Raw genomic sequence first — 12,543 nt, 5'->3', positions numbered from 1 at the left:
TTGGGCGTCCCCGTTCTGGCAGGTCTGGGATCTGCTGATGCTCTGGCTCGCCATGCTGCACGGCGCGAACGGGCTGCGTACCGTCATCAACGACTCGCCGAGCAGGCCAGCGTCGCCAGCACCACGGCCGCCATCACCAGCGTGGTGGCGGCCATGGCGCGTTCGTAGTCGGCCGCCCGGGCCGACGCCTCCGTGCCCAGCACACCGTGGAACACCCCGCCGGTCAGGGCCACCCCGAAGACGGCCCCGGTCTGGCGGAAGGTGGAGAACACCCCCGAGGCCGAGCCCGCGTCCCGCCGGGGAATCCCGGAGAGCGTCACATTGAGCACCGGGGTCGCGATCAGGGTCACCCCGACGCCGAACACCGCGAGCCCCGGCGCCAGCAGCGGCGCGGAGAGCCCGTCGCCCGCGGCCGTGAAGGTGACCAGCAGGGCCGCCAGACCGGCCAGCGCGAGCAGCCCGCCGCCGACGAGCACCCGCCGCCCGTGGCGTCTGGCCAGCGAGATGGCGAGGAAGGAGGCCGCCGTCGTGCCCAGCGCCCAGGGCAGCAGGCTCCGGCCGACGTGCGAGGGGCCGAATCCGTGGCCGCCCTGGAGATAGGTGACGAAGACGAAGAAGAACCCGGTCATCAGCGCGGCCAGGTTGAAGGTGGCCAGCACTCCGGCGGTGAACACCCGCCCCCGGAACAGGCTCAGGGCGATCAGCGGCAGCCCGCCGCCGCGCTCGCGCCGCCGCTGGTGCAGCACCAGCACCGCGAGCGCGGGCCCCGACGCGGCGAGCGCCGACCACGCCCACCAGGGCCAGCCGAGTTCGCGCCCGTAGGTGAGCGGGAACAGCAGCAGGACGAGGGCGACCGCGGCGAGGCCGACGCCGGCCAGGTCGAGCCGGCGCCCGTCGGGCGCGGAGGACTCGCCGAGATACAGCAGACCTCCGGCCACGGCGGCGAGACCCACGGGCACATTCACCAGGAACGCCCACCGCCAGCCCCAGCCGAAGGGGTCCGCTCCGACGAGCACCCCGCAGACCACCGGCCCCGCCACGGACGCCAGGCCGATCACTCCCGCGTACAGCCCCATCGCGGGGCCCCGGCGGGCGGGCGGCACCGCGGTCTGGAGCACGGCCAGCACCTGCGGGCCCATCATGGCGGCACAGACGCCCTGGAGCACCCGGGCCGCCACCAGCATCGGCACCGAGACCGCCGCGCCGGCCAGCACCGCGCCGGCGGTGAATCCCACCGCTCCGGCGACGAAGACCCGCCTGCGGCCGAGCAGATCGCCGAGCCGCCCGCCGGTGACCAGCAGCAGCGCGAACGGCAGGGTGTAGCCGGCCAGGACCCACTGGGCGGTGGCCGCGCCGGCGTCCAGGTCCTCCTTGAGCGCGGCGAGGGCGACATTCACCCCGGTGACGTCGAACTGGTTCATGAAGGTGGCCAGCAGCACCACGGCGACCGCGCGCAGGGGGCCCGCGGTACGCGCCCGCCGGCCGCCGCCCTCCGCGCGCGGCCCCGGTCCCACCGGCTCCTTCCTCGCCGGGGTGTCGGTGCCGCTCACGGCAGCAGCGCCACGGCCAGGGCGTTGGCGGTCAGCGCGGCGACCGCGCAACCGGTGCGCAGCCGGTGCCAGTTGCGCCAGGGCGTCCGGGGGTCGTCCCAGTCGGCCGGTATGGCGCCCGGGTCCAGCGCGTGCACCCGGCGGTTGATCGGCACATTGCCGAACTGGGAGACCAGTTGCACCCCCACCAGGCCGAGCAGCGCCACCGCGAACAGCGTCCTGGACGCCGTCCCGGGCGCCAGGAGGAGCAGCGCCAGATCGGCGGTCACCGCGCCGGTGACCACCAGCGGCATCACCGGGTGGTACCCCTCCCCCAGTCTGCGGTGGAGCTGGACGTACTGCGGCGCCGGGAGCGTCTGCACCGTGGGCAGCACGCTGACCGCCACGGCGAAGAACACACCCGCCACGATGCCGCTGCCGAGGAGCGCGGCGGTGCCGAGCAGCTCGATCACGGTCCCTCACCTCTTCTCTTGACTGTGCGTCGGATCGTCGGACGGCGGACACACCGTCGCCGGACGGTGGCGGTGCCGCCTCGAAGGAGGTTCGAGCGGGGCTCAACCACCCGTCGCAGGTCAGAACGCTCCACCCGGGCTTGAGAAACCCGCGAGGGGCGGCGGCCAGCCTGTCGGGCACCGATCACGCCCGCCGTTCGCGGCCTGAGCACAAGGAGCGCGCATGTCTGGTATCGCCGGCTGGGTCGACCATCGCCGCGATCTGACCCGCGAACGGGCCACGGTCCGCGCGATGACCGCGACCATGGCCTGCCGCGGTCCGCACGGGGAGGAGGTGTGGGCCTCCCCCCGCGCGGCGCTCGGCCACCGGCGCCAGGCGCTGGTGGACGCCGGGCGGGTGGTGGAGCCCGTCACGGTCGAGGCCGACGGACGCGCGGTGGCCACCGCGGTCCTGGACGGCGAGGTGTACAACGCCGAGGGGCTGCGCGGCGAGCTGGAGTCGCTCGGCCACCGCTTCCGCACCCGGGGCCACGCCGAACTGATCCTCGCCGCCTATCTGCGGTGGGGCGAGCGGTGCCCGGAGCGTCTGGTGGGCGTCTTCGCGTTCGCCGTGTGGGACCACCGCAGCAGCGAACTGTTCCTGGTGCGGGACCGATTGGGCAACAAGCCGCTCTTCTACCGGCCGACGGAGCACGGGGTGCTCTTCGCCTCCGAGCGGAAGGCCATCCTGGCCCACCCGCTGGTCGAGGCGGTGGTCGACCTGGACGGGCTGCGGGAGATCCTCTCGTACGCGGGCACCCCGGGCCACGGTGTCTTCCAGGGCATGCACCAGGTCCGCCCCGGCCATCTGGTGCGGGTGCGGCCGGACGGCCGGACGGCCGAGCAGCGCTACTGGGCCCTGGAGGCGGCGGAGCACACCGACGACCTGGACACCACCGTCGGTACGGTGCGCGAGCTGCTGGAGCGGGCGGTGTCCGAGCAGCTGGACGCCGAGGTGCCGCTCTGTCTGCTGCTCTCCGGCGGGCTGGACTCCAGCGGGGTGACCGCCCTGGCCGCCCGCGCGCGGCGGGAGCGCGGCGGCGCGCCGCTGCGCACCTTCACCGCCGGCTTCCACGAGGAGGGGAAGTTCCGGGCGGACGAGGTGTGGTCGTCGCCGGACGCGCCGTTCGCCCATGAGCTGGTGGAGCGGATCGGCGCCGAGCACACCGATGTGGTGCTGAGCACCGAGGATCTGCTGGACCCGGTGGTGCAGGCGAACGCGCTGCGCGCCAAGGACGTCCCCAGCCCGCTGGGCGGCATGAACACCTCGCTGTACTCGCTGTTCCGGGCCGTCGGTGAGCACGCGGACATCGCGATGCTCGGCGACGCGGCGGACGGGGTCTTCGGCGGCACCATGTGGATGTCGATCCCGCCGCTGCTCAAGGCGCCGACGTTCCCGTGGATCGCCATGGCGCGGCACGGCGGCGGGCGCCACGGGATGGGCACCGATCTGCTCGACGCCGGGCTGCTCGGCAAGCTCGATGTCCCCGGCTACTGCGCCGGGCGGTACCAGGAGTCGATGGCCCGGGTGCCGCACCCGGCGGGCCAGTCCGCCGAGGAGCGCCGGATGCGGGAGATCTGGTATCTCAACATCACGAGCTGGCTGGAGACCCTGCTGCCGCACGGCGACTCGATCGCCCAGTCGGTGGGGCTCGCGCTGCGGATGCCGTTCTGCGACCACCGGCTGGTGGACTATGTCTACAACGCGCCCTGGTCGATGAAGGGGTTCGACGGCCGGGAGAAGAGCCTGCTGCGGGCGGCGCTCGCCGATGTGCTGCCGTCGTCGATCCTCCAGCGGCGCAAGTCCCCCTACCCGGTCACCCAGGACTCCGCGTACGCGCGCGCCCTGTGCGACGGGGTGCTGCGGCTGGCGGCCGACCCGGACGCGCCGGCGGCGGCGCTGATCGACCAGGAGGCGGCCCGCGCGTTCGCCGCGTCCCCAGAGAACCTGATCAGCGGTCCGCGTGCCTGGGTGGGCCGCACCCATGCCGAGATGCTCTTCCAGCTCAACGCCTGGCTGGACGTCTACCGCGTCCGGCTGGCGCTGTGACCCGGGGCGCGCCCCGGGGGCGCGCGCTTCCCGGCCGCCCGCGCGCCCACCCCCGTACCCGCCCATGCCGCCGGCCGGGCACCCGGGACGGGCCCCGCAGCCGATGCCCGGTCCGCCCGGTCCGCCCCTTCACACCCACCACACCCACCACACCCACCACACCCCTCAGGGAGTTCTGATGTCGCTGTCGCACACCCCCGCCCCCGGCGCCGCCCCCGACGCCGATGCCGTACTGAGCCTCGGCCAGCGGTACTGGGCATCGAAGACCCTGCTCAGCGCGGTGGAGCTGGGTCTGTTCACCCTGCTGGCCCAGAAGCCGGCGACGGAGCCGGAGATCCGTGAGGAGCTGCGGCTGCACCCCCGCGCCACCCGTGACTTCCTGGACTCCCTGGTGGGTCTGGGCGTCCTGGAGCGCGACGGCGGCACCTACCGCAACAGCGCGGTCGCGGACTTCCACCTCGACGAGGGCAAGCCCGGCTGCCGGAGCGGCTTTCTGAAGATGCTGAACTGGCAGTTCGGCCTCTGGGCGGACCTCACCCAGTTGCTGCGGACCGGCGAGGCCCAGACCAGGGGCCCGCGCGACTTCGACGAGTTCTACGCGAAGCCGGAGTCGGTGCGCGGTTTCATGCACGCCATGGACGGCGCCAACGCGCTGGTGGGGCCGGCCCTCGCGCGGGCCTTCGACTGGAGCGGCAGGGCGTCGTTCATCGACATCGGCGGCGCGCGCGGCAATCTGGCCGCGGCGATCGCCTCGGTCCATCCGCATCTGCGGGGCGGCTCCTTCGATCTGCCCCCGGTGGAACCGTTCTTCGACGAGCACATCGCCCGGCTGGGTCTCGGCGACCGGCTCTCCTTCCACGCCGGTGACTTCTTCACCGGGCCCCTGCCCGAGGCCGAGGTGCTGATCTTCGGCCATGTGCTGCACGACTGGGACGACGAGAAGCGCGGTGTGCTGCTGCGCAAGGCCCATGACGCCCTGCCCGCGGGCGGCGCGGTGCTGATCTACGACGCGCTGATCGACGACGAGCGCAGGGACCCGGCGAATCTGCTGCTCAGCCTGAACATGCAGCTGGTCACCGCGGGGGGCTCGGAGTACTCCGGCGCCGACTGCCGCTCCTGGCTGGGCGCGGCCGGCTTCACCCGCTGCGAGACGGTGCCGCTCACCGACGCCGACTCGCTGATCATCGGCCACAAGGACGCCGCGTGACGGCCCGCCGCCTCCGCCTCCGCACCACCGCACCAGGAGAGGTCCCGACCGTGAGCGCTTCTTCCCCGTCCCGTCGGCGGGTGCTGGCCGGCGCGTCGCTGACCGCGGGCGGCGCCCTGCTCGGCGCCCTGTCCGGGGCACCGGCCCTCGCCGCCGCCCCGGTGCCGGGCCGTACCCGCCCGGGGGCCGGTGGTGACATCGAGGTCGTCGTGCGGCCCGACAGCGTTCTCGCCCCGTCGTACGCGGCCCCCGGAGCGGTCACCTTCACCGTCTCCACGCCCTCCGCGAAGGGCCTGTCGCTGCTGCTGATCACCCTGCGGGTGCCGCTCGCCGAGTATCTGGCCGATGTGCGGGCGATGTCCGAGGCCGAGCGGCCCGAGGACGTGGCCCGGGCGGCGGCCAAGGTGGAGGCCGACGCGGTGAACCGGGGCGGGGCGGTCCTCACCCCCGGGCGGCCCGTGTCGTTCACGGCGGTCCTGCCCCGGGGCCGGCACCATCTCATCGGCTATGCCTACAGCACCCCGGGCGCGGTCCCGGTGGCGCACCCGCTCACCGTGACCGGGCGGCCGAATCCCGTCGCTCCCCGGGTGGACGGTCTGATCGTGCAGACCCGTTCCGGGTTCTCGCTCCCGCGCGGCAGGCTGCGCGCCGAGGGCGACCATCTGGTCGTCAACCGCTCGGGGCAGCTCAACGAGGCGGTGCTGATCCCGGTGCGGTCGGGGACCACCGGCGCGGAGATCGATGCGGTCTTCGCGGCGCTGGCGTCGGGCACCCGGCCGCCCTCGATGCCGTTCACCGGCGATCCCTCGGGGCTGGCGCCGCTCTCCCCCGGCCGCGTCGCCCGGCTGCGGCCGGGCGCGCCACCGGGTGAGTATCTGCTGACGTCGTGGGTCACCAGCACGGAGACGGGCCGGCCGCGCGCCTTCGGCGGCTACCACCGGCTGGTGCGGGTGGGTCCATGAGCGGCGGGGAGTGGAAGCCGCCGCCGATGGGGGTGGCCCGGGCGGCCAACCGCGTCATCCGGCCACTGCTGGGCTCACGGCTGCACGCGCCGCTCAGCCGCCGGCTGATGCTGCTGGAGTACACCGGCCACCGCTCCGGGCGCCACTACACGGTCCCGGTGGGCTACCGCCGCTGGGGGGACGCGGGCGACGAGGTCATCGCGACGAGCATCGGCACCAGTTGGCCGGTGAGTCTGCGCGGCGGGCAGCCGGTGCGGCTGCGGCTGCGGGGCCGCTGGCACACGGCGAAACCCACCATCGTGGAGCGCCCCGACGAGGTCGCGGCGCTGCTCGGCGAACTCGCCGACCGGCAGGGCCCGGCGGCGGCTGCCGCCCTGCGGGTGGGGCTGCCCCGGGACCGCGTACCGACCCCGGAGGAACTGCTGCTGGCCGGTACGCGGGTCCGCGTCGGCCGCTTCCGCCTCACCGGCTGACGTGCCGGCGGGCGCGCCGCACCCCTTCGAGCAGCGCTTCACAGGGAATCGAGCGACACCCCGGACGATCGACGCCCGGCGGACAGACCGGCGCCCGGCGGACAGACCGGCGCCCGGCGGACCGACCGGCGCCCGGCAGGCAGGAGGAAGCAACCGTGCAGCAGAGAAAGCTCATCGTCGCCCGCATGGACCCGGCCGACAAGGAGGCGGTGGCGAGGGTGTGGGCCGAGTCCGACGCCACCGAGCTGCCCCACATGATCGGCGTGACCCGGCGCACCCTCTTCCGCTTCCACGGGCTGTACTTCCAGCTCGTGGAGTCGCGGGACGAGATCACCGAGAACCTCTACCGGGCCCGCAGCCACCCGCTGTACCAGGACATCCACGTGAAGCTCGCCCAGTACATGACGCCGTACGACCCCCAGTGGAGCGAGCCGAAGGACGCCATGGCGGAGGTCTTCTACACCTGGACGCCCGACCGCTGACGGCGTCCCGGGCCGGCACCACCGCGTGCCGGCCAGCCACCCGTGTCACCCGGGCCACCTGTGCCGGATTCCCGGCGACGAGGAGAAGAAAGTGACCCCAACCCCTGTGAGCAAGGTCAACGCCGACGAGGTCGCACCGAACCACCGGCGCGGCGGTGACGTCCGCATCCTGCTCAGCCCCCGTACCGTGCGGTCGACCTCGGGCTTCGGCGGCTCGCTGACCCTGGAGCCCGGGGAGTACGTGTGCGAGCACATCCACCCGTACTCCGAGGAGTTCGTCTATGTCGTCAGCGGACGCCTCCAGATCCGTGTCGGCACGGAGCTGATCGAGCTGGCGGAGCGGGACGCCGTCATGGTCCCGATCGGCGAGCCCCACCGGATGGTGAACATGGGCGACGAGCCGGCCCGGGTGATCTTCCATCTGGCCCCGCTGGCCCCCCGCCCGGAGCTGGGCCATGTCGATCTGGAGTTTCTGCCGGAGCGCGCCGACGAGCCGCTGCCCGGTGTCGGGGGCTCCCGATGAGCACGGTCCGCACGGCCGTCACCGGGATCGGGGTGGTGGCACCCGGCGGGGTCGGGCGCGAGGCGTTCTGGGAGCTGCTCACCGCCGGGCGCACCGCCACCCGCCGGATCAGCTTCTTCGACCCGTCCGGCTTCCGCTGCCAGGTGGCGGCCGAGGCGGACTTCGCCCCCGAGGAGCACGGGCTCGGCCCGCAGGAGATCCGGCGGATGGACCGGGCCGCCCAGATGGCCGTGGTCGCCACCCGTGAGGCACTGGCCGACGCGGGCCTGGCGCCCGGCACCCTGGAACCGGGACGCACCGCCGTCACCGTGGGCAACGCGGTCGGCTGCACCATGGGCCTGGAGCAGGAGTACCGGGTGGTCAGCGACGGCGGCCGCAAGTGGGTCGTCGACGCCGAGTACGCGGTACCGCATCTGTACGACTATCTGGCGCCCAGTTCGCTGGCGCGCGAGGTGGCCTGGGCCTCGGGCGCCGAGGGCCCGGCCTCGGTGGTCTCCTCCGGCTGCACCTCGGGCATCGACGCGATCGGCTACGCCGCCGGGCTGCTGCGCGAGGGCTCGGCGGATGTGGTGATCGCCGGTTCGACCGACGCCCCGATCTCCCCGATCACCCTGGCCTGCTTCGACGCCATCAAGGCCACCTCCACCTTCAACGACGAGCCGGAGGCGGCCTGCCGGCCCTTCGACATCAACCGCCGGGGGCTGGTGCTCGGCGAGGGCGCGGCGTTCTTCGTCCTGGAGCCGCTGGCGTCGGCCCGCCGCCGCGGCGCCCATGTGTACTGCGAGATCGCCGGCTACGCGGGCCGCGCCAACGGCTACCACATGACCGGGCTCGAACCGGACGGCCGGGAGATGGCCGAGGCGATCCGGGTGGCGCTGGACCAGGCACGGCTCACCCCGGACGCCGTCGACTATGTGAACGCCCACGGCTCCGGCACCAGGCAGAACGACCGGCACGAGACGGCCGCGGTGAAGCGGGCGCTGGGCGACCGCGCGCGCCGGGTGCCGATGAGCTCCATCAAGTCCATGGTGGGCCACTCCCTCGGGGCGATCGGCTCGATCGAGCTGGCGGCCTGCGCGCTGGCCATCGAGCACGATGTGGTGCCGCCGACGGCCAACCTCTCGGAAGCCGACCCGGAGTGCGACCTGGACTATGTGCCGGGGACGGCGCGTGACCACCGTACCGATGTGGCCCTCTCGGTCGGCAGCGGGTTCGGCGGCTTCCAGAGCGCCCTGGTGGTCGCCTCCCCCGAGGCGGCGGCGTCATGAGCGGTACGGACGGGGGCCGCCGCGCGCGGAACGTGGTCACCGGGCTGGGGGTGATGGCGCCCAACGGCCTGGACACCGAGGCCTACTGGGCGGCGACGCTGGACGGCAAGAGCGGGATCGACCGGATCACCCGGTTCGACTGCTCCTCGTACCCCGTGACGCTCGCGGGCGAGGTGACCTTCGACCCGGCGGAGCACCTGCCGAGCCGGCTGGTGGTGGAGACCTCCGCGATGAGCCATCTGGCGCTCGCGGCGGCCTCGATGGCGGTGGCGGACTCCGGGGTGGTCCCGGCCGAGCTGCCCGAGTACGAGATGGGGGTGGTGACCGCCAACGCGACCGGGGGTGTCGAGTTCGGGCAGCGGGAGCTGCAGAACCTGTGGAGCGGGGAGCCCTCCGACGTCAGCGCCTATATGTCGATCGCCTGGTTCTTCGCCGCGACCACCGGGCAGCTGTCGATCCGGCACAAGCTGCGCGGGCAGTGCGGTGTCGTGGTGAGCGAGCAGGCGGGCGGGCTGGACGCCATCGGGCACGGCCGGCGGCTGCTCGGCCAGGGCCACCGGATGGTGATGGCCGGGGGCACCGAGTCGGCGATGTCACCGGCCGGTCTGGTGGCCCAGCTCCCCGGGCACCTCAGCCGCCGCGACTCCCCGGCCCGCGCCTATCTGCCCTTCGACGCCGACGCCAACGGCTATGTGCCGGGCGAGGGCGGGGCGATCCTGATCGTCGAGGACGCGGAGAAGGCGGCCGAGCGCGGTGCGCACCGCCGCTACGGCGAGATCGCGGGGTACGCCGCCTCCTTCGACCCGCCCCCGGGCAGCGGCAGACCACCGACGCTGCGCAGGGCCATCGTGGGCGCTCTGGCGGACGCCGGTGTGCGGCCGTCCGAGGTGGACGTGGTCTTCGCCGACGCCTCGGGGGTGCCGGAGCGGGACCGGGCCGAGGCCCGCGCCCTGGGGGCCGTGTTCGGCCCGGACGGGGTCCCGGTGACGGCCCCGAAGTCGATGACCGGACGGCTGTACGCGGGAGCCGGGGCGCTGGATGTCGTGGCCGCTCTGCTCTCCATCCGGGACGGTGTCATCCCGCCCACGGTGAATGTCACGGAACCGGCCCCGGGACTCGGTCTCGATCTGGTGCTGGGCCGTCCCCGGCCGGCCCCGGTGCGCACCGCGCTGGTGCTCGCGCGCGGCCACGGGGGCTTCAACGCGGCGCTGGTGGTCCGGGCCGTACCGGACGGCCCCGCCGCGGGCTGACCCCGCCGGCGCGGGCGGCGCCGGCGGGCATCCGCAACACCCCTATCCACAGCGAACCGGAGGCAGGAATGCAGGACTTCACCGTGGACGATCTGCGGCGCGTGATGCGCGCGGCGGTGGGCGTGGACGACTCCGTCGACCTGGACAGCGCGATCGCGGACACCGATTTCACCGAGCTGGGATACGACTCGCTCGCGCTGACGGAGATCGTCAGCAAGATAGAGAAGGAGTACGGGATCGCTCTTCCCGAGCACGCGGTCCCGGAGCTGACGACCCCCGGGAAGCTCGTCGACTACGTGGGCGGTCTGCTGGCCGGGGCGGGGACGGCATGAGCGCCCGCACCGAGTGCCGGGTGCACATCGAGGCGCCCATGGACCTCGTGTGGGACATGACCAACGATCTGGAGTCCTGGCCCCGGCTCTTCACCGAGTACGAGCGGGTGGAGATCCTCGGGCGGGACGGCGACAGCGTCACCTTCCGGCTGACCACGCACCCCGACGAGGACGGCACGGTGCGGAGCTGGGTCTCGGTGCGCACCGCCGACCCGGCCACCCGTACGGTGCGCGCGCACCGGGTGGAGACCGGCCCGTTCGCGTTCATGCGCCTGTTCTGGGACTACCACGAGCGGGACGGCGGGGTGGAGCTCCGCTGGGTCCAGGAGTTCCACGTCAGGGACGAGATGCCGTTCGGTGACGAGGCGATGGCCGCGCACCTGGAGAAGAACAGCGGTGTGCAGATGGCGCACATCAAGAAGCGGATCGAGGCGGCGGCGGCAGGCCGGCGCGCAGATGTGGGGGAGAGACGATGACCGCGCTGCTCACCGGCCGGAATGTCCTGGTCACCGGAGGGACCCGGGGCATCGGGCGGGCCGTTGTGCTCACCCTGGCCCGCGCCGGGGCGAATGTCGTCACCTGCTACCGGCAGGAGGGCGAGGCCGTCGAGTCGCTGGCCCGCGAGCTGAAGGACGTCCCCGGGGACCACCATCTGATCCGCGCGGACGTCAGCAGCGCGGAGGATGTCCGGCGGCTGCTGGAGGAGGTCGGCGCCCGGCTGGGTTCGCTGGACGTGGTGGTCAACAACGCGGGTGTCATCAGCCATGTCCCCTTCGAGTCGCTGGCACAGGAGGAGTGGCACCGGGTGATCGACACCCATCTCACCGGCACCTTCCTGGTCACCCAGGCAGCGCTGCCGCTGCTGTCGGAGCGGGCCTCGGTGATCAATGTGGCCTCCCGGGTCGCGACCGTGGGCCTGCCGCAGCGCGCCCACTACACCGCCGCGAAGGCGGGTCTGATCGGGCTGACCCGCACCCTCTGCAAGGAGCTGGGCGGCCGGGGTGTCCGGGTCAACAACGTGGACCCCGGGGTCATCGAGACGGAGGAGGCGGCGAAGCTGCCGCCGGAGAAGTACCGGGCCCTCCAGGACCGCTACCGGTCGCTGACCTCGCTGGGCCGGCTCGGTTCGCCCGACGAGGTGGCGGATGTGGTGCTCTTCCTGGCGAGCGACCTCTCCCGCTATGTGACCGGTGCCTCGATCGCGGTGGACGGGGGGATCTGAGCCATGGCGGAGAGGGATCTGCCGTTCCGGGTGTTTCTGCGCTTCGAGATCAACCCGGGCATGGAGGACGGCTTCGAGGAGACCTGGCTGTCCATCGGCGATGTGATCACCGGGCATCCGGCCAACCTCGGCCAGTGGCTGATGCGGGACGCCGCGGAGAAGTCGGTGTACTACGTCATCAGCGACTGGGTGGACGAGCGGCGGTTCCGGGAGTTCGAGCACAGCGACGCCCACGTGGAGCACCGGGCGAGGCTCCATCCGTACCGCCACGGCGGTGGTATGCATCTGATGGACGGTGTGGCCCATCTGCCCGGAGCGGCGGCCCGCGCTCCGGGGGCCGGGCTGTGACCAGGAGGGCGCGGGTGCTGATCTGGCACCGGGCGCCGGTGGACGAACCGGACGCGGTGCAGCGGGCGTACGAGCGGATCAGCGGCGGGCTCGCGGGGACGCCGGGGCTGCTCGGCAATGAGCTGCTGCGCGGGGTGGACGACCCGGGGCGGCTGGTGGTGATGAGCGAGTGGGAGAGCCTGGCCGCCTTCAAGGCCTGGGAGCGGACCGCCGATCACCGGCCCGCCACCTCCGGGCTGCGGCGGTACCAGGACCGCGACCGGGACCGCTTCTTCGAGATCTACGAGGTCACGGCGGCGTTCGAGGAAGCGGGGACGCGGACGCGCTGACGACCGGCGGCCCCGGGGCGCGAGGTGCCCCGGGGCCGCCGCCGGGCCCCGGGCCG

General features: G+C 73.5%; 15 protein-coding genes and 1 pseudogene. 14 read left to right on the top strand and 2 right to left on the bottom strand.

The features are described 5' to 3' along the window. A pseudogene (locus ABT122_RS31870) lies at positions 1–115 on the top strand (succinate dehydrogenase); the annotation flags it as partial. Here ABT122_RS31870 and ABT122_RS31865 read toward each other — a convergent pair. Beyond that, complete coding sequence (locus tag ABT122_RS31865) at positions 87–1,439, bottom strand: MFS transporter (RefSeq protein WP_351559365.1); 1,353 nt, start codon at positions 1,437–1,439, stop codon at positions 87–89. The pseudogene ABT122_RS31870 and the gene ABT122_RS31865 sit on opposite strands and share 29 nt — an antisense overlap. Positions 1,440–1,546: 107 nt before the next feature. Then, the gene (locus tag ABT122_RS31860; protein WP_351559363.1) at positions 1,547–2,002 is read right to left on the bottom strand and encodes an anthrone oxygenase family protein; all 456 of its coding nucleotides are present in this window, start codon (positions 2,000–2,002) and stop codon (positions 1,547–1,549) included. A gap of 223 nt (positions 2,003–2,225) precedes the next feature. Here ABT122_RS31860 and asnB point away from each other — a divergent pair, with 223 nt between their 5' ends. The 13 genes from asnB to ABT122_RS31795 all read left to right on the top strand — a co-directional run bounded on the left by asnB (position 2,226) and on the right by ABT122_RS31795 (position 12,487). Continuing rightward, positions 2,226–4,091, top strand: a complete 1,866-nt coding sequence (gene asnB / locus ABT122_RS31855) for an asparagine synthase (glutamine-hydrolyzing) (RefSeq protein WP_351559361.1) — start codon at positions 2,226–2,228, stop codon at positions 4,089–4,091. 178 nt (positions 4,092–4,269) lie between these two features. Continuing rightward, a complete protein-coding gene (locus ABT122_RS31850) occupies positions 4,270–5,298 on the top strand; it encodes a methyltransferase (protein ID WP_351559359.1) in 1,029 nt (342 codons plus the stop codon). A gap of 50 nt (positions 5,299–5,348) precedes the next feature. Continuing rightward, the gene (locus ABT122_RS31845) at positions 5,349–6,260 is read left to right on the top strand and encodes a hypothetical protein (RefSeq protein WP_351559357.1); all 912 of its coding nucleotides are present in this window, start codon (positions 5,349–5,351) and stop codon (positions 6,258–6,260) included. Continuing rightward, positions 6,257–6,733 carry a PNPOx family protein gene (locus ABT122_RS31840; protein WP_351559355.1) on the top strand — a complete coding sequence of 159 codons (477 nt, stop codon included), beginning with the start codon at positions 6,257–6,259 and terminating at the stop codon, positions 6,731–6,733. The genes ABT122_RS31845 and ABT122_RS31840 overlap by 4 nt, the downstream gene beginning before the upstream one ends. A gap of 155 nt (positions 6,734–6,888) precedes the next feature. Further along, positions 6,889–7,215 carry a TcmI family type II polyketide cyclase gene (locus ABT122_RS31835; protein WP_351559353.1) on the top strand — a complete coding sequence of 109 codons (327 nt, stop codon included), beginning with the start codon at positions 6,889–6,891 and terminating at the stop codon, positions 7,213–7,215. A gap of 91 nt (positions 7,216–7,306) precedes the next feature. Continuing rightward, on the top strand, positions 7,307–7,738 hold the full coding sequence (locus ABT122_RS31830; RefSeq protein ID WP_351559351.1) for a cupin domain-containing protein: 432 nt from the start codon (positions 7,307–7,309) through the stop codon (positions 7,736–7,738). Continuing rightward, positions 7,735–9,006, top strand: coding sequence for a beta-ketoacyl-[acyl-carrier-protein] synthase family protein (locus ABT122_RS31825; protein WP_351559349.1), 1,272 nt, complete (start codon positions 7,735–7,737; stop codon positions 9,004–9,006). Before ABT122_RS31830 ends, ABT122_RS31825 begins: the two co-directional genes overlap by 4 nt. Then, positions 9,003–10,256, top strand: a complete 1,254-nt coding sequence (locus tag ABT122_RS31820) for a ketosynthase chain-length factor (RefSeq protein WP_351559347.1) — start codon at positions 9,003–9,005, stop codon at positions 10,254–10,256. The genes ABT122_RS31825 and ABT122_RS31820 overlap by 4 nt, the downstream gene beginning before the upstream one ends. Positions 10,257–10,324: 68 nt before the next feature. Next, positions 10,325–10,588, top strand: a complete 264-nt coding sequence (locus tag ABT122_RS31815; RefSeq protein ID WP_351559346.1) for an acyl carrier protein — start codon at positions 10,325–10,327, stop codon at positions 10,586–10,588. Beyond that, positions 10,585–11,064 (top strand): SRPBCC family protein, encoded by a 480-nt coding sequence (locus tag ABT122_RS31810; protein ID WP_351559344.1) that lies wholly within the window; start codon positions 10,585–10,587, stop codon positions 11,062–11,064. Before ABT122_RS31815 ends, ABT122_RS31810 begins: the two co-directional genes overlap by 4 nt. Beyond that, a complete protein-coding gene (locus ABT122_RS31805; RefSeq protein WP_351559342.1) occupies positions 11,061–11,810 on the top strand; it encodes an SDR family NAD(P)-dependent oxidoreductase in 750 nt (249 codons plus the stop codon). The genes ABT122_RS31810 and ABT122_RS31805 overlap by 4 nt, the downstream gene beginning before the upstream one ends. Positions 11,811–11,813: 3 nt before the next feature. After that, complete coding sequence (locus ABT122_RS31800) at positions 11,814–12,158, top strand: antibiotic biosynthesis monooxygenase family protein (protein ID WP_351559340.1); 345 nt, start codon at positions 11,814–11,816, stop codon at positions 12,156–12,158. Positions 12,159–12,172: 14 nt separating this feature from the next. Continuing rightward, the gene (locus ABT122_RS31795; protein ID WP_351559338.1) at positions 12,173–12,487 is read left to right on the top strand and encodes an antibiotic biosynthesis monooxygenase family protein; all 315 of its coding nucleotides are present in this window, start codon (positions 12,173–12,175) and stop codon (positions 12,485–12,487) included. Positions 12,488–12,543: the final 56 nt, after the last annotated feature.

The sequence above is a fragment of the Streptomyces sp. NPDC001985 genome, assembly GCF_040296845.1.
GTDB lineage: Bacteria > Actinomycetota > Actinomycetes > Streptomycetales > Streptomycetaceae > Streptomyces.
This window is presented reverse-complemented; position numbering and strand designations above follow the sequence as displayed.